The sequence below is a fragment of the Clostridium sp. CS001 genome, from assembly GCF_020443565.1.
In the GTDB taxonomy this organism is placed as follows: Bacteria; Bacillota; Clostridia; order Clostridiales; family Clostridiaceae; genus Clostridium_AD.
Genome location: NZ_JAIZZN010000007.1, coordinates 119,580 through 136,374, shown reverse-complemented (window position 1 = coordinate 136,374; position 16,795 = coordinate 119,580). Strand labels below are relative to the sequence as shown.

The 16,795-nt window shown below is 32.4% G+C and carries 9 protein-coding genes and 1 pseudogene; 6 read left to right on the top strand and 4 right to left on the bottom strand.

Annotation, left to right across the window (positions count from 1 at the left end; genetic code table 11):
• Positions 1–37: 37 nt before the first annotated feature.
• From LGK97_RS07020 to LGK97_RS07005, 4 genes are all read right to left on the bottom strand, one after another.
• A complete protein-coding gene (locus LGK97_RS07020) occupies positions 38–1,051 on the bottom strand; it encodes a site-specific integrase (protein ID WP_226259042.1) in 1,014 nt (337 codons plus the stop codon).
• Positions 1,038–1,958 carry a tyrosine-type recombinase/integrase gene (locus LGK97_RS07015; RefSeq protein WP_226259041.1) on the bottom strand — a complete coding sequence of 307 codons (921 nt, stop codon included), beginning with the start codon at positions 1,956–1,958 and terminating at the stop codon, positions 1,038–1,040. Before LGK97_RS07015 ends, LGK97_RS07020 begins: the two co-directional genes overlap by 14 nt.
• A 164-nt stretch (positions 1,959–2,122) precedes the next feature.
• Entirely contained in the window at positions 2,123–3,622 is a 1,500-nt protein-coding gene (gene tnpC, locus LGK97_RS07010; protein ID WP_226259040.1) for an IS66 family transposase, read from the bottom strand.
• A gap of 181 nt (positions 3,623–3,803) precedes the next feature.
• The gene (locus tag LGK97_RS07005; RefSeq protein ID WP_226259039.1) at positions 3,804–5,027 is read right to left on the bottom strand and encodes a site-specific integrase; all 1,224 of its coding nucleotides are present in this window, start codon (positions 5,025–5,027) and stop codon (positions 3,804–3,806) included.
• A 335-nt stretch (positions 5,028–5,362) separates the two neighbouring features.
• On the opposite strand from LGK97_RS07005, the pseudogene LGK97_RS07000 reads away from it, so the two are divergent.
• The 6 genes and pseudogenes from LGK97_RS07000 to LGK97_RS06975 all read left to right on the top strand — a co-directional run bounded on the left by LGK97_RS07000 (position 5,363) and on the right by LGK97_RS06975 (position 16,732).
• Positions 5,363–6,904, top strand: a pseudogene (locus tag LGK97_RS07000) (YifB family Mg chelatase-like AAA ATPase).
• A gap of 22 nt (positions 6,905–6,926) precedes the next feature.
• The gene (locus LGK97_RS06995; protein WP_226259038.1) at positions 6,927–7,784 is read left to right on the top strand and encodes a DNA-processing protein DprA; all 858 of its coding nucleotides are present in this window, start codon (positions 6,927–6,929) and stop codon (positions 7,782–7,784) included.
• A gap of 155 nt (positions 7,785–7,939) precedes the next feature.
• Entirely contained in the window at positions 7,940–9,286 is a 1,347-nt protein-coding gene (locus tag LGK97_RS06990; RefSeq protein ID WP_226259037.1) for a hypothetical protein, read from the top strand.
• 92 nt (positions 9,287–9,378) lie between these two features.
• Positions 9,379–11,073 carry a hypothetical protein gene (locus LGK97_RS06985; protein ID WP_226259036.1) on the top strand — a complete coding sequence of 565 codons (1,695 nt, stop codon included), beginning with the start codon at positions 9,379–9,381 and terminating at the stop codon, positions 11,071–11,073.
• 193 nt (positions 11,074–11,266) lie between these two features.
• The gene (locus LGK97_RS06980) at positions 11,267–15,007 is read left to right on the top strand and encodes an Ig-like domain-containing protein (protein WP_226259035.1); all 3,741 of its coding nucleotides are present in this window, start codon (positions 11,267–11,269) and stop codon (positions 15,005–15,007) included.
• 381 nt (positions 15,008–15,388) lie between these two features.
• Positions 15,389–16,732: a hypothetical protein gene (locus tag LGK97_RS06975; RefSeq protein WP_226259034.1), complete on the top strand. Its 1,344-nt coding sequence runs from the start codon at positions 15,389–15,391 to the stop codon at positions 16,730–16,732.
• Positions 16,733–16,795 lie beyond the last annotated feature (63 nt).

Below are 16,795 nucleotides of genomic sequence, written 5' to 3'. Positions count from 1 at the left end.
ATAAGCTATTTAGCACATAATTTCTTTACATAACTCTTTACATCTTTTGCTTTCCGAAATTCTCTAGCCAAGTTAACAGGTCGGTATTTGTATTCCATTCTTGCGGATTAGAAGGCGAAACCTCTGAAAGTGTTTCAAGTGCTTTACGTTTCATTTCAAGGTCAGCCCTTGCATAAACTTCGGTAGTAGAAATATCAACATGTCCTAAAATATCTTTAATATAGATTATGCTAACCCCGGCTTGAAGTAAATGCATTGCCTTTGTATGGCGCAATACGTGAGGTGTTATAGGAGTATTATTCATTGTCATCACTTGGCTTGAATACTTGCTTAAAATATATGCAATACCAGCTCTTGTGAGTTTTTCACGTTTTCGATTAAAAAACAGCGGGTAATCAAGCTTATCTGCTGAGATAAGTCGTTGCTCCTTTAAATAGCTTTCTAACATTGCTACCGTTCTTGATAATATAGGAACATCACGATATTTCCTACCCTTGCCAAAAAGCTTAATTTTTGCAGGTGTCTCAAGGCGAACATCCCTGACTGTAAGATTGACAATTTCAGAAACTCTTGCCCCGGTATCATACATTACACTTAATAATGTTAAATCTCTTCTGCCAAATATATTTGAAGTATCAGGGGTGTGCAGCACTTTTCTCATATCGTGCTCGTTAATGTAACTAACAATTGGTTTTGTTTGTCTTCTTGCAGGAATATTAAGCACCATTTTAAAAGTCAGCAGATTTTCTGGACTTTCACACTGTGCATATCTTACAAAAGAATGTATAGCATGCAATCTTTGATTGATTGTAGAATTTGAACAGTTTCTCTCCTTTTCCAACCAATCAAGAAATGAATAAACGAGGGTATCATCAATGTCTGTTAAGGATATTTTTTCAACAGACATTTTTAAATTATCCCGGCAAAACCGTAAAAGTAACTTGAAAGTATCGCAATATGATGAAATTGTATTACTACTTAACTCAGCCCGGCAGGGCAAAAATTCACTTAAATAATCTGTGAGCAGCTTCGAGAAACTAAGTGGTTTCATTAGTATCACCTCCAAATGATGGAATAATGTCTCCATAGCGGTTCTCAAGCATGGTATTAATCGTTGGAAATAAATCTGAGGTCAACCTTAAGTATTTCTGACTGCTCTGCAGCCCTGTGTGCCCCAAAAAGGCTGAGAGATAAGGCAAACTAACTGTAATATCAACACCTTTTTCAACCCACTGCCTAAGACAATGAACTGCAAATGTGTGCCTGAAGTCATGTATACGAGGTCCCTTGCCGGTACCACCGTGAGAAATGCCTGCTTTCTGTAATATTTCACGAAAGATATAATACATTCTTGTCATACTGAAAGCCTGATTTCTTGCGCTAGGGAAATATACGGCATCATCATTTGATAATTGGTGCAAGTGTTTAGAGTATTCTCTGCATCTTTGTAGTACCGAATTTGATAATGGAACCAATCTTCCTTTATCAAATTTTGTTCCCTCAATAGTTAAAACGCCTCTTTCAAGATCAACATCTTTTACTGTTAGATGTAGCATTTCTGAAACTCGTAGTCTACAAGTGTAAAGAATACGAAACATAAGTGGTATAACCAAATGATAGTTTGTGTGTTGAGGACTTGCCTTGGTTTCGTCGGCTGCAATAAATATTTTTTTAAGCTCATGATAACTGTAGATATAGGGTATATATTGAGTTTGGGATTTTTTAATATTGATTTTTGGTTGGTAGTATGCCTCATAGCCACAACGTTGCATATACAATGCCAATCTGTTAACCAAATTAAAACGATAAATGTGATTGTTACTGCTTTCGTTAATGGTTTTCGTGGTATAAGCAATAACAAGCTCTTTTGATAGTATATTGGTTTCGCAATCAAACTTCATTGTAAACCTATCAAGATGTGCAAGTTTTTGGGATTCGCTATTGAACTGTATACCCATTCCACGTTTTTCAGCGATGTATTTAATTAGTTACTACTCAGGCATTCCCAATAAGGAATGCCTGTGCTAATATAAAAACATGGTCGTAGACCTCATGTCTAAAAATAGGTATTACAAATTAAAGGGAGCCGAGAGGCGTCCCCATAATATAAAATTTAATAGAGTTATATATTCTCAGGGATAAATGGTTCACCTTTTATTGCATTCTTCAGTGATTCCATTATATCTTGCCCATTCTTATTGCAGGTAGAAATATAGCTTCTTATTCTACAGAACAGACTGCCACCATCATCACTTCTAAAGCAGCCAGATATTTTTTGTCTGAGCTTTACCATTCTAATATCTCGCTCCGCCAAATTATTATCGAAGGGGATATTGAAGTCATACATATACGAAAGTGTTTCCACATCATATTCTTCTAACTTTCGTAAAAGTTTCAAAGCATCGCTCTTTGCAGGCTTACCTGTTTTCGTAGATAGTATAACAGAAGATTTTTCTGCATCTTCTATTTTACCTTGAGCTATGATAGTTTTGTACTTTTCATCATAAGCTTTGATATCACTTTCAGGCATAAAAGTTACTCCTTTAGATTTAAGAGAATCAACTTCTCTTTTTATATCAATTAAAAGGCTCCCCATGCTAGTAGCCCATACATGGCCAAAGTTTTCATGTATGCCTTTTAAAATTCTCATATTATGAGCATTACATTCAGCATGAGTACAGCTTGTGAATGTATAATATGGTTTCCAATGATCATGAATCATGGTTCCTTCAAAATTTGGAAGTATGCCTATCTCATTGGTAGCAATTGCTCCTCTTTTTTTATGTATAGCATAATGCGTAATGCTACTTGTGGAAGCAACATGAACCCAATTTATTTTACCTTTTAAACGTAGTCCTGATTCATCAGTATGAAGCACTTCAACCTTGATAAGTTGTTCTTTAATAGCCGCTTCGAACTTATCAAGGCTATCATAAAGACGTTTATTTGCATTCACAATAGTTCCTTGGCTAATATTTTTACCAGTAAGGTTTTTAATGATTTCGGTTGTTCTAGCAAGAGGTACAAGTTGATAGTTTGAAAGGTATACCATTAAAGCCTGCAAGTTTTCACCATACTGTACAGGTTGAGTTACGGTTACTGGGAAATCAGTTTTATGAATTTCTTTGCAATCTGGACATACCACTTCGTGGATTCTATACTCGGTAACATTCATAACAATCTGAGGTAAATCAACTACTTGTCTAGTTTGGATTTTACCTTCAAGACCAGATAAATTACAGCCACAATTACAAGTTTTTTTCCTTATATCTATAATATTATCAGGATTATCAATTTTCAAAAGAGTCTTTCCACTATGACCAACTTGCCCTCCTGAGGACCTATCGGTCTTTGTTCGGCTATTTGATGGCTTTTTATTGTTATTTGTTGACGGTGGCTTGCTACTGTTATTACTATTTTTATTATGCATGGTTTCTAACTCTATATTTCGTGCAATAAGCATGTTATTATCATCCCTAAGTGAGCTTATTAGATGATTTAAGTTAATCACTTCAATATTAAGATCACTAATTTGATTTATTAATCCACTATTCATTTCTTTCAGTAAAGTAATAATTTCAGTGATACCATTATTATAGTTATCAACAATTGTCTCATCCATCCAACATTCACCACCAATCAAATAATATTATTAATCTCTCTGGTAGTATATTCGACATCGGATGGCCAATATCCTTTTTGCCAATATAAGTATTTTATTAATTTACAATGGCTGAGTAGTAACTTTAATTATAACCTCTGAAAGTGTTCCAACATAGGTATATTCTTTTATCTCAGTTCTTTTACTCATAGCATTCACCCAATTCAATAGCACACTTTCGAAGGTTTTCAATGTCAATATGCATATATTCCTTTGCAGAGTTTATTGAAATATGCCCCAATATGCCAGAAATAATATCAAGAGGTACTTCTTTTTCAAGTAGCCTGCTCGCAAGAGTGTGTCTTAGTGTATGAATCCCATGACTTTTTGTTTTATCAATAGGTATTTTTGCTATTTTTAAATATTTGATTACTATATTACCTGTTTTATGAAAGTTACTATATGGTGCGGTATGTTTTATGAATATATGTTGTGAATCAGAATTGGGTCTGCCATATTTTAGATAGTCAATTATTGCATCACCAATTTCAGGTAATAAGGGTAAGCACAGAAATTGGGAGGTTTTTGATTGAACAAGTTCAATTCTATTCATTCTCCATTTTATGTCTTCAAGCTTCAATTTTTTGATGTCGCAGTCACGAAGACCTAATTTTACTACTAGCAATAATATGGCATAGTCCCTTTTACCAAGAGGACTTCCTCTATCAACGGCCTCAAGTAATTTTTCTACATTGTAAGATTCCCATATAATAGGCACTTTATCTCCCTTAGGAAACTTAAGCTTGGGTATTAAGTTTGATAAATCTATCGTACTAAGTCCGGAAAAATAAATTGAACGGAAGAATAATCTTAAAGTATAAATCTCACCTTTAACAGTTCCTCTTGAATAACCTGATAGTGAACTCATATAACCAGAAATATGCATAGCCTTGATTTCTGATGGCTTAGTAACTCTTATCGTTGAAAGGTATTCGAAAAAATTATTTAGCCTTCTTAAGTTGCGGTCATTGGAATTTTCAGCAATGTTTCTTTTTTTACAGTACACTATAAATTCATCAATAGCTGGTTGAAAATCATTAGTGATGAATACAAATTTCTTTTTTTCTCTACTCAAAAATCTCCCATGCAGTTGTAAATCACCTAGCTTCCTTATTGCACTGGCAATTGCATTTACATATGTAGTGTGGCACTTGGCTTCTTTGTCAGGGTAGTTATAATGTTCTTGTAAAAAAGTCATTGCAAGCTCCTGAGTAAAATATAATGAGGCATGTTTATTTGCATACACCTCAAATATTCGCCACGCAGACTTTGCAATAGAAATGGACGATTTGCTATAATTCAGTTTTACTAATTCGTTTTCGGCTGTTTCAATAAGCTCGGATAATGTGCGGTTTGGATTTAACATTTCACTGGCCTCCATAAAATAAATTAGGGTTCTTAAACCCTAATTTAGTATATCCAAAGAGAATTATGTTAAGCATATTTCAAAAACCACTAGTATTAATAAGCTTCTCAACGATTAACTTTGCATTATTACTTTCTCTACATAACATCTGTTATGCGAAGCTTCGCATAATCAGTGGAGTAGCTACTCAATGTACATAGGGAACCAAAAGGAAAAATTGATAAATTCCCGAGAAATTTTATCTTATTTTAGTAATGCAAAAGAGAGAATCTTATACAAGATTTTTGTGGAACAGGGTATAAAGAGTAAATATGAATAGAAAGAAGATGAAATAGATGGCCTCCGTTGTTAATAGTTTTTCACTTTCAGGTATAGATGCATATGCAGTTAAAATTGAAACAGACATTATATATGGGAAACCTAGTATAAATATTGTTGGATTAGGAGATACGGCAATAAAGGAAGCTAAAGAACGTTTAGAAGCTGCAATAAATTATGCAAAATATGAATTTCCAAAAATGAAAATAGTAATAAACTTGTCTCCAAGTGATATGAAGAAAAGTGGTTCCCACTTTGATTTAGGGATGGCAATTGGTCTTTTGTTACGCACAAAACAAATTAGTATAGATTAAATAGATACCTTTGGATTTATTGGTGAACTTTCTTTAAATGCAGATTTAAGGCCTTGTAGTGGAATTTTGCCTATGGTTATAGCTTCAAAAAACAAAGGTATAAAAAATATAGTTGTGCCAAAAGAAAACATAGAAGAAGCATCATTAGTTAAGGATGTTAATATTTTTGGATTTGAAAGATTAAAGGATGAGGTTGAATTTTTAGAGGGAATTAACCCATATGAAACCCTAGTAAGCAATAATAATTCTCAAATAATTACAAGACAAAATCTCTTAGATTTTGAAGATGTCAAAGGACAAGATGGGATTATAGAGTTTGTACTTGTAGCAGCGGCAGGAGGACATAATATGATAATGACTGGAACTCCAGGCTGTGGCAAATCTATGATTGCAAAAAGAATTCCCACCATACTTCCAAGCATGAGTGAAGAAGAGGCATTAGAAGTAACAAAGATATATAGTGTAGCTGGAATTTTAAAAAGTAAAGGTATATTAATAACTGAACGGCCCTTTAGGGCCCCGCATCATAATGCGTCAATGAACTCACTTATAGGTGGAGGTAATAATGCTATGCCGGGTGAAATATCATTAGCACATAATGGTGTTTTATTTTTGGATGAAATAGCTGAATTCAATAAACTCGCTTTGGATTCGCTAAGGCAACCCTTAGAAGATGGGAATGTAACTATAGCAAGAGTAAGGTATAAACATACATATCCATCAAGGTTTATGTTGATTGCAGCAATGAATCCATGCCCCTGTGGTTATCATGGAACCAGTAAATGCCGCTGTACGGACTATGAAATACTTAGATATAGAGAGAAAATTTCAGGCCCAATATTAGATAGGATAGATATTCAAAAATATGTTCAACCTGTAGATTTTATAGATATATCAAGTAGTAAATATGGTGTCTCATCTCAAGAATTAAGAGAAAAAGTAGAAAAGGCAAGAGGAATACAGCAAAAGAGATTTGAGGATATAGAAAAAGTAAATTGTAACGCACAAATGTCAACTTCGCACATTAAAGAATTTTGCATATTAGATAAAGAGTGTATAGAACTATTTAAAAAAGCCTTTGATAGATTTAAATTTAGTGCTAGAAGCTATCATAAGTTTCTAAAATTAGCGCGTACTTTTGCAGATATGGATAACTCTAAAGATATAAGAAAACCACACGTTGCAAAAGCACTAATGTGTAGAGATTTGGAGAAAGAACAATCAAGAATGATTGCTGTTATTTAAATTAAAATTAAAGGAGAATTTGATGGAAGTATATTGGTTATGGCTAAGTTTAATAAAGGGAATAGGACCGATTACAGCTAAAAAACTTTTACTACATTATAAAGATGCCTATTGTATTTACAATGCAACTAAAGATGAATTAGAGAATATTAGTATATTAAGTAAAAAACAACTTGAAGAATTAATTACTTCAAAATCTTTAAAAAGTGCACAGAATATAATTAATGAATGTAAAAAAAGAGAAATAAAAGTCCTTACTTATGATGATGAGTTATATAAAGAAAAAGCAAAGTTATGCTTTAAATCACCAATTGTGTTATTTTACAGAGGCAATATTATAAAAGACAATTTAAGCGTTGGAATTGTAGGCGCAAGAAGATGCAGTGACTACGGCAAAAAAGTTGCAGTAGAAGTAGCAGAATATTTAGCTCAAAACAATGTAACTGTAATAAGTGGCATGGCAAAAGGCATCGATAGTTACGCTCATACAGCTTGCATAAAAAGTGGAGCATTAACAACTGCTAAATTTGCGAAAGAAAATAAAACAGAAGTTTATGCAGTTCCAAATAATATTTATGCAAAAGAGAGTAAAGGAACTAATATGCTGATTGAAACAGGAGCTAAAATATATTTAACACCAAATCAATTAGTGGATAATAAAAATAATGTTCATATAAATACAGACCAATATATAGATTATTATAAGCGATCACCATTACAAAATCAAATATTGAGCTTATTAAAAAATAAGCCTAAAAATTTAGAAGAGATTTTATTTATCATAAAAGAAAAAAAGGAAATCATAATAGAAACACTATCTATTATGGAAGTTGAAGGTATGATTGAATGGAGCCCGCGCGGGGTGAGGATACTTTATTGATATGTTGAAACTTAGCAACAAATGGTATATAATAGTAAAATAGCATGAATAATATAGAAAATTAGTTATTAAGGTCTTTAAAGATAATGCAATTATAACTAGATTTTTATTTTTAGCAAAATAAAAGATATATATTAATGGGAGGGACAAATCATATGAGACAAGTTAAAAAGACACTAAGTATATTTATGACAGCACTATTTGTAATGGCTACATTATTAGGAAACGTTACAGCAAAAGCTACAGCAACAGAGGTAGTTTATCCAACAGTAACTTATGTTGGAGTAAGCCATATGCCACTAGTAGTAGGAGATACTGAAGTATTTACAGTAACTTCAAAATTTGAAGGCAAGGTGCAATACAGAGCTTTCCTTTATAACGGTACATCATGGAAGGAACTTACACAAGGTTATGGAGAAGCAGTAGATGCTAAAACGCCGTACGTATTACCAGAAACACCGGCATTTAAATTAGGACAACAAAAACTTTCAATTTGGGTAAAAAGAGCTGATGAGAAAGGAATTAAATCAAATAGCAACGGAGATTTTGATAATTACTATGTAGCAGAACTTAACTGTATAAGCGAAGATGATGCTAGTATTATACATACAAATGGAGCAGCTAAAGTTGAGATTGATGGCTTAACAGTTAAACTAAACGGAATTGAAAATGTAGATGGCATTAAAGAGCCATACTTATACAGATTGCACATATACAATCCAATAACGGATACATGGACAAACAGAGTTACAGAGTATACACAAACTCCATTCTACACCTTTGAACAACCAGGTACTTATATGGTTGTTGCACATGTAAATACATTAAATTCAAAGACTTGGGAGGAGTATCAGGCAGAAACAGATAAGTCTGTTGCTAACCAAGGTAAAACAAATGGAACCTATGAAGCGTGGAAAACAATAATGGTAGAAGGTAAAGTAAAACCAATAGTAAAAGTATATACTACTGCCGTTAAACCTGCTGAATTTGGAGAAACAGTAAATGTAACTTTAACAACTGACGGAGTTAAAGAATTTCCTACAGCTAAACAATATCAAATATTTGATGGTGTAAAAGCTATATCAGTTATAGCTGATATAGGAACAGATACAACAGTTTTACTAGCTAAGGCTGAAGGTTATAAAGTAAACATTAAATTATTTGATGCAATTGGAAAGGAAATTAAAGTTACTGAAGTCGTTTTAGCACAATCAGAAAGAATTATAGATACAACACCAGTAGAGCCATCAACTGCAGAAGCTAAAGTGATAGTAGAACCTGCTTTATTTGGATCATTAGTAACTGTTACCTCAACACTAGAAAGTGCGGTTAAATACCAAGTATTTCATGGTGTAAAAGCTATATCAGCTGTAACTGAAATAGGAAAAACTACAACAGTTTCTCCATCTAAAGTTGCAGGAGATAAAGTTAACATTAAATTAATAGATGCAGCTGGAGCAGTGTTTGCAACAAAGGAAGTAGTTCTAGTAGATGCTGAGTAATCAATTTTCATCTTATTTGACGCTTTTTACCTAAAATATGTTATAATTATTATATCAAAAGAAAAAAGTGTAAATATTAGGGGGGATTTTAGATGAAAATAAGTAAGAAGATAAAAATATTAGTTTTTTTATGTGCGTTTATAACATTATTTGCTATAAACGAAAAAGTAGCCTTTGCAACTAACAATGCAGATTGGGTTTTGGATAAAAAAGAGGAACTTCAATTACCAAACAAGATATGGTCTATTTCTTTTACAACACAATTAGACAATAAGACAATCAACTCAAAAAATATTTATGTTTTAGACTCAGAAGGAAAAAAGTTAGATAACATTGAGTTGAAATATGAAAAAGATATAAATACAGTAAAAGTAATCCCTACTAAGGAATATATGCAGGGAAAAACCTATTTCTTGTGTATCGAAAAAGGCCTAAAGTCAATACAAGATCGACCAATATCAAATTTACATAAGGTAGAGTTTAAAATTAAAGTTATTGATTCTGACTTTTTTAAGATAAGGAATATAGATTGCATCAGTAGCAAAATGATCAATGTATATTTTACTCAGCCAATTAATAAAGAAGCCGAACTTCCTCTATATTATGAAATATCTAGAGGTAAGGAAATTATTGTAAAGGGTAGTTATCCAACATTGCAAATTAAAACTATGGATGGTGTTAATAATGGTGTAACTATATATTTGAAGGATCAAAGACTAGACAGTAATGGTCAGTATTCTCTAAAAATATATGGAGATTTAATGAGTGATTTTGGTTCTAGATTACTTAATGGTACTGGTGAACAAGTTGATTTTTCAGGAAGTGATAAAGACAATGAGGAAATAAAAGTAGTAGAAGCACAGGCAATTAATGATACAACGCTTAAAATTACTTTTAATAAGCCAGCGGACAAAGAAACCTTAAGTAGATTAGAAAACTACTCTTTAAAGGAAATCAATGGTATCATAAAAGTCATAAATAAGGTTACTGTTAATAAAGATTCTAAATCTGTAACTGTAAACACAGCTACAAAGCTAAAAGAAGCTTATGAGTACGAGCTAAGTGTAAAAGGGATAAAAGACAACTTTAATCTTAGTACAATAAAAGTAGACAAGTACAAAGTAATGTGGGATGGTTCTCAAGGTGAAGGACTACATGTAGTTGATGTAGTGGCAGTAGATAATAAAACTTTAAATGTATACTTTAACAGTAATCTTAATAAAGATACTGCAACTAATGTGGGACTTTATAAAATACAGGGAGTAAGCATTTCTAGTTTTGCAGATACACCTAGAAAAGTATACTACAATCAGGAACAAACACCTAATATGGTAAAGCTTTATCTAAATAAAGAGTTAAAAGGAAATAATGAATATAAGATTACTATTTCACCTTATCTAAAGGATGAACTAGGAAATTCTGTGCCAACAAATGATTATTATCAATTTGTTGGTAGCGATGAGAAGCATTTGAACACCTATATTGATAATGCAGTTATAATTGGTAATGATACTGTCAAGGTTACCTTTAATGGAGAAATACTAAAGGGTGGAACTAATCTAAATGCTAATAACTACGTTTTAGAATGTAATCAAGGGGATAGTAGAAAAATTATTATAACCTGTAGTGGTGTAAATCTTGTAAATGATAATACTTTAATATTAAAGTTCGAAAATTTAAACTTTGATGAAAGCTATTCTCTAAAGATAAATTCTATAATGAATATAACAGGAGAAAATGATACTACTTATGCTAATGGCATAGGAGTAACTATGGGAAAAGAATAAAATAGCACTTAGGATAGAAAAGTAATTGGTAATGTTCTGTAAAAAAAGGCTCGATGTTGGGCCTTTTTTTATTTTTAAATATATTAAAGCACCACTTAATTGAAAAAATAAAGTTTAAAGAAACAATTTCAAAACCTCTGCATACAATAATAAAAGAGACTAGTATAGTAAAGGATGTGGGAGGTTGAAATTTGTGGGCAAAAAAATTATAAGTACAATAATTATAGCTTTAATGATAGTAGGGTTAACATCCCCTAAGGTTCTTGCAGAAATGGATAAGGGTACGGTTGTCATAGGCAATAAAGCTTTTGATTTAGCTTATGCTAATGACCCAGCGCATAGTAAAGAAATCATTAATGCAATAGTTGCTGGAGGTAAAGTTTATGTTAAGGATTTCCAAGGTAATTGGATAGAAAATATAAGTGGAGTAATGGTTCCTCCAAGAACCATTCCAGCAGTAACATATAAAAATGTCAAAGGTGCAGAAACAAAGTTTGATAGTGGTGATTGTGATGCTGTGGTAATAGATAAAAGCATAAAGATTATAGCGGCAAAGGCCATTTCTAATACCAGAGTGCAGGTCGATTTACAAGAGGCTACAAGCCACAACCTAATAAATGACTTTAAAATAACTGAAAAGAGTTCCGGGAAAGCTTTAGAAATTAAAGATTTTGTTATAGAGTCAAACAAAGTGATAGTATTAGAAACTGAAGCAATGGTTGCTGGTAAAGCATACAAATTAATAGCTGATAGGGAAATTAATTTTACAGGTATTGCAGTAGAAAAAACAGCACCAAAGCCAGTAAGTGTAAAATGTTCTGATACAAATGAAGTTAAAATTGAGTTTGATAAAGCACTAGATTACATTTCAGCTATAAATATTGATAATTATAAAATAGAGAGTGCTGTTACCGTAGTAAAATCTAGCTTGGATAATTTAAGAAAGGTAATAACACTAAGAACAGAAGGTATTTCAAAAAACAAAATGTATAAGATTAATATAAAAAATATTATGGGTATTGATGGTGCTAAGATTACTAACTTTGCAAGAGATTTTGTAGGCAAGGAAGATAAGCTCCCTCCTACTGCAGGGACGGTAGTATCTATAGCAACTACAAATAATAGAATTAAACTTAGCTTTAATGATGAACATGGAGTAGAGAAGAAATCAGCAGAAAATAAAGAGAATTATCTTATTAAAACAGGAACAACAGAGCTTGATATTATTTCTATAAAAGCCTTAGATGAAAATAATGATGGATACTATGATGCTGTAGAAGTGTTAACGGAAACTCAAAATCCAGGAAAAAAATATGAAGTATCACTTTCTAATTTGATGGATGATTCTATACTTAGAAATGTTATTAAGAAACCACTTGTTTTTAGTTTTTATGGTAAAGCAACAGATAGGCAAGCGCCAGAAGTTGACAGAGCCTCAGTAAAATCACTAAATGATACTATAGTAACATTAACCTTCAATGAATCTAATGCTTTAGATTTAGATACTGTGTTGGATACATCAAACTATGAGTTTAATGGTGATTTAGAAGCTACATCTATAAAGTTAATCAATGATAAAGATTTATATTCATCTGATGCTAAAACTGCATTAATTACAACAACAGAGCAAACTAAGGGTAGAAGTTATACCTTAACAGTTAAGAATATTGCAGATGAATATGGTAATTATATAAAGCCAATTATAAATAATAATTATCCGAAATATTATTTTAACGCACTTGGAGCAGATACAATAGCACCTTATGTTATTTCTATAGTTTCAGTGAATAGTACAACAGTCAATATTATCTTTAATGAGGATATTGTAAAACTATCAGCACAGGACCCCACAAATTATACAATTGCAAGCAGCATAAGTGATTTAGGAACAGCTGTAAAAGCAGAGCTTCAAGCTGATAGAAGAACAGTTAAATTAACAACTTTGCTGCAGGAAGCCAATGAAAGATATACCATTACTATTACTGGAATAGCAGATATTCTTGGAAATACTGCAGAAGGTGCTACGGCAAAATTTATGGCTAAGAAGATAACTGCAGATACAGAAAAACCAACAATTATCTATGCTTCGTTGGTTAATAAGGATGAAATATGGGTATATTTTAGCGAAGCTGTAATATACAATAGTTCGCTAAGTACCAATGTATTAAAGGCAAGTGCAAATGGAATTGATAATACTAACTTTGTTAAATTATCATATGTTGATTCCATTGAAGGTGGGACTATATTAGTATTCAAACCAAGCGTTACCTTACCTTCTGCAGTTAAAGAAGGAACCACTGTTTATTTAAATGATTTTACAGCGAACCTTATAAGAGATTACTCTGGAAATGTTGTAGATTACAGGGGTCAATCATCTAATATATATAACAGGGTACAATTTATATACTATAATGTAGCACCTAATGATGCTCCAGAAGTAGTAGATTGCCAGCAAGTAAATGCTAAGACTATAAGAGTAACCTTTAATGAAAGAATAAAGGTTGTTGGAAATGTACCAACAATTTTGGGAACTGCTCATGTTTCTTCAGATAATACTTTTATAGATTTTGTATCTAGCAGTAATTATAATAATACATTTAAAGTTAACTTTCATGGTGTAGTTACAGATATGACAGGAATGAAGGCTAAAGATATCTATACAGAAGTATACCCATGGATATCTGATGCAGATAAACCAGAGATATTAAATGTATATGCAGTAGACAATAGTACTGTGAGAATAGAGACTAGTGAAGAATTAGGAAGTAAGTGGATTGCTCCTCAAGTAGGTAGCTATAGGTTATATAGAATAGATGGCTACGGAAGAAAAGTATATTTAGTAGGATTATCAAAAACTTGTGGTGAAGAGGCTTATCAGCATGTTAATTTTATAGTAACTTCAGAATTATTAAGAGGGGATACCACATACTATTTAGAAGTGATAGGTGGTGCTCGTGACATAGCAGGAAATTATATGGAGTTGCGTGGACTTGAGCCATATATTTTACAAGGATCAGATAAGGTTGATAATAAAGTTGAAGATGGTATTGCGATAATAAATTCTAGTACCTTTAGATTAGTTGATGAAACTATATCCTCTGCGACTCTTAGAGTAAGGGATTCCAATGCTCCTAGCGGATGGATAAATGTTGGAACATTAAAAGGGGTACCACAAGCTGGAAGTTCAAATGCATTAGAATTCAAATCACCAATTGCATTGGTTGAAGCATCAAGTTATGAAGTTTCTTACAAAAATTCTGTAGGGAAATTATGCTCATATGAGTTTAGTGGAATTGCCATTAATCCAGTAGTTAGAGTATTAATAGACTCAAATAAACTTGCTAAAATTGATTATAGTGGGGTTAATACACAAATCCAAACTATAAAAGCATATAAGCTTATTAAAGAATTTAATGGCTCGGATTCTAAGTTTATGTCTGTAAGTATTTTAGGCGCTGACACAGAAAAACAGTATACCAATGGACTTAATTTAGGAGATATAGTTTATGTTGTAATAGAGGATAAGATTGGTGCCAATGTAATTTATGCTGGAAGTGCGGAGGTATATAGTACTTCAGAAAAGTATAATATTCCAGGTAAGGAGTTACCTGATACTATTTCACCAAAAGCTAGCGTAAAATCGGCTACACTAATTGTGGGTGAAGTAATAACCACAGCTCGAAGTAGCGAAATAGGAGCAATATATCTAGTAAACACTGCAACTAAACCTAAGTCTTTAAGTGAACTGGAAGTCTTAGTAAGTACGGGCTTTGCAAAGAAGGTAACTGTAACAAAAGCAGACCAATCTACAAAGATAGCAACTAAAGATTTGGTACCAGGAATCTATGTTGTGTATGCAGTGGATATGGCAGAAAATATGTCTTTGCCTTCAGAAGGACAGATTAAGCTACAAAAAAACCGTTATAATAAGTGAAAGTAAGGTAGTTTTGTATAGGGTAGTATAGGAGGATATAGATAGTTTAGAATTAATAAAATAGACAAAAGGAGAAGGATAGCTGCAGAGTTGTCCTTTTCTTTTTGTCGTTATTGTTGCAGCGCCGAGGGTAATGATTTTAAGGTAATGTTTAGCAATGAAAATGGAAATTATATGTGGTTGAAACTTTAAAAAAAACATCGTATAATTAAAAAATAAAGCGAATATTGTAGAGTGAATAGATAAAAAATACATATATTCTGCAAAATAGCGAATTAAATTAAAGAAGTGCAAATTGTATTCTTTGAAAAAGATTACAATTAATTAGGTTTTTATTTTTATAAAAATAAAAAACATCTATTAAAGGGAGGGACAAACCATATGAGACAAATGAAAAAAGTATTAAGCATTTTTATGGTAGCACTATTTGTAACGGTTGGAAGCTTAGGCAATATTGCAGCTAAAGCAGCAACAGTAATTGTTCCAACAATAAATTATGTTGGAGTAAATCATTCACCGCTAGTAGTAGGGGATACTGAAGTATTTACAGTAACTTCATCAAAATTTGAAGGACAAGTACAATACAGAGCATTCTTATTCGATGGTAAGCAGTGGAGCGAATTAACAAAAGGATATGGTAGTGCAGTAGATGCTAAAACACCATATGCGTTACCAGAAACAAAAGCATTTAAATTAGGACAACAAAAGCTTTCAGTTTGGGTAAAAAGAGCTGGAACAATAGGAATTAAATCAAACAGCAATGGAGACTATGACACCAACTATGTAGCAGCACTCAACTGCGTATCTAGAGATGATGCTAACAGAGTATATGCTAATGGAGACGCTAAGGTTGAAACTAACGGTTTAACAGTTAAGTTCAATGGAATAGAAGGAATAAGTGGAATCTCAGGGCCATACCTTTATAGATTACACATATACAATCCAACAACTGGAGTATGGACAAACAGAGTAACAGATTATACGGAAGTTCCATCATACAAGTTTGAAAAAGCAGGCACTTATATGGTAGTTGCTCATGCAATTACTAAGAACTCAACACTATGGAAAAACTACCAAGCAGAAGCAGATAAGTCTGTTAAAAACCAAAGCAAAACATACGGAACATATGAATCTTGGAAAACAGTAATGGTAACAGTTAAAGAAGATGCAGCAACAAAAATATTTGACACTACAGTTAAATCAGCTACATTTGGATCAACAGTAAATGTAACTATGACAGCAGATGGCGTTAAAAACTTTGCTAACGCTTCAAAATATCAAATACTTGATGGAACAAAGGCTATATCAGCTATAACTAACTTAGCAACAGCTACAACAGTTTTCCCAGCTAAAGTTTTAGGAGATAAAGTTAATGTTAAATTATTTGATGCAACTTCAAAAGAAATTACTTCAATAGAAGTTCTTTTAGGACAAGCAGGAACAATTACAATTAAAGCACCAGTAGATCCATCTACAGTAGAAGTTAAAGCTACAGTAAAAGCTGCTACATTTGGAGCATCAGTAACTGTTACTTCAACTCAAGAAGGAGCAGCTAAATACCAAGTGCTTGATGGCACAAAAGCTATATCAGCTATAACTGACTTACAAGCGACTACAACAGTTTTCCCAGGTAAAGTTGCTGGAGATAAAGTAAATGTTAAATTAATAGATATTGCTGGATTAGTAATTTCAACAACAGAAGTAACTTTAGTAGCTGCTAACTAGTAGAGTCTAAAGAAGTTAACCATAATTAAAACTTGATTAACAGTAGTTAATAAAAAACACTAA

Bases quoted from the DNA above. Each gene is read 5' to 3' on its own strand.
- LGK97_RS07020 (WP_226259042.1), bottom strand. From the start codon at position 1,051: ATGAAACCACTTAGTTTCTCGAAGCTGCTCACAGATTATTTAAGTGAA.
- LGK97_RS07015 (WP_226259041.1), bottom strand. From the start codon at position 1,958: ATGGGTATACAGTTCAATAGCGAATCCCAAAAACTTGCACATCTTGAT.
- tnpC (WP_226259040.1), bottom strand. From the start codon at position 3,622: ATGGATGAGACAATTGTTGATAACTATAATAATGGTATCACTGAAATT.
- LGK97_RS07005 (WP_226259039.1), bottom strand. From the start codon at position 5,027: ATGTTAAATCCAAACCGCACATTATCCGAGCTTATTGAAACAGCCGAA.
- LGK97_RS06995 (WP_226259038.1), top strand. From the start codon at position 6,927: ATGGAAGTATATTGGTTATGGCTAAGTTTAATAAAGGGAATAGGACCG.
- LGK97_RS06990 (WP_226259037.1), top strand. From the start codon at position 7,940: ATGAGACAAGTTAAAAAGACACTAAGTATATTTATGACAGCACTATTT.
- LGK97_RS06985 (WP_226259036.1), top strand. From the start codon at position 9,379: ATGAAAATAAGTAAGAAGATAAAAATATTAGTTTTTTTATGTGCGTTT.
- LGK97_RS06975 (WP_226259034.1), top strand. From the start codon at position 15,389: ATGAGACAAATGAAAAAAGTATTAAGCATTTTTATGGTAGCACTATTT.